Raw genomic sequence first — 1,095 nt, 5'->3', positions numbered from 1 at the left:
CGGGCGTTGGCCCTATTGCTGCAATGACACGACTTCGGCGGTACGCTTGAGCCCCGCTACATTGTCGGCGCAGAGTCACTCGACCAGTGAGCTATTACGCACTCTTTAAATGGTGGCTGCTTCTAAGCCAACATCCTGGTTGTCTAAGCAACTCCACATCCTTTTCCACTTAACGTATACTTTGGGACCTTAGCTGGCGGTCTGGGCTGTTTCCCTTTCGACTACGGATCTTATCACTCGCAGTCTGACTCCCAAGAATAAGTATTTGGCATTCGGAGTTTGACTGAATTCGGTAACCCGGTGGGGGCCCCTAGTCCAATCAGTGCTCTACCTCCAAGACTCTTACCTTGAGGCTAGCCCTAAAGCTATTTCGGAGAGAACCAGCTATCTCCAGGTTCGATTGGAATTTCTCCGCTACCCACACCTCATCCCCGCACTTTTCAACGTGCGTGGGTTCGGGCCTCCATTCAGTGTTACCTGAACTTCACCCTGGACATGGGTAGATCACCTGGTTTCGGGTCTACGACCTCGTACTCATCGCCCTATTCAGACTCGCTTTCGCTGCGGCTCCGCCTCTTCAGCTTAACCTCGCACGGGATCGTAACTCGCCGGTTCATTCTACAAAAGGCACGCCATCACCCGTTAACGGGCTCTGACTACTTGTAGGCACACGGTTTCAGGATCTATTTCACTCCCCTTCCGGGGTGCTTTTCACCTTTCCCTCACGGTACTGGTTCACTATCGGTCACTAGGGAGTATTTAGCCTTGGGAGATGGTCCTCCCAGATTCCGACGGAATTTCACGTGTTCCGCCGTACTCAGGATACATTCAAGAGAGAACGAAGTTTCGACTACGGGGTTGTTACCCTCTATGACGGACCTTTCCAGGTCGCTTCGTCTACCTCGTTCCTTTGTAACTCCGTATAGAGTGTCCTACAACCCCAAGAGGCAAGCCTCTTGGTTTGGGCTTCTTCCGTTTCGCTCGCCGCTACTCAGGAAATCGCATTTGCTTTCTCTTCCTCCAGGTACTTAGATGTTTCAGTTCCCTGGGTCTGTCTTCCTTACCCTATGTATTCAGATAAGGATACCATACCAT

Annotated in this window: 1 rRNA gene; it reads right to left on the bottom strand. The window is 51.6% G+C overall.

What is annotated here, in order from left to right:
• Positions 1–1,095 (bottom strand): 23S ribosomal RNA (locus ACFQ79_RS40735); the annotation flags it as partial.

Origin of the sequence: Streptomyces sp. NPDC056480 (assembly GCF_042795405.1) — a bacterium.
GTDB lineage: Bacteria > Actinomycetota > Actinomycetes > Streptomycetales > Streptomycetaceae > Streptomyces.
Note: the sequence above shows the minus strand (reverse complement) of the source record. Positions and strands in the feature narration are given on the sequence as shown.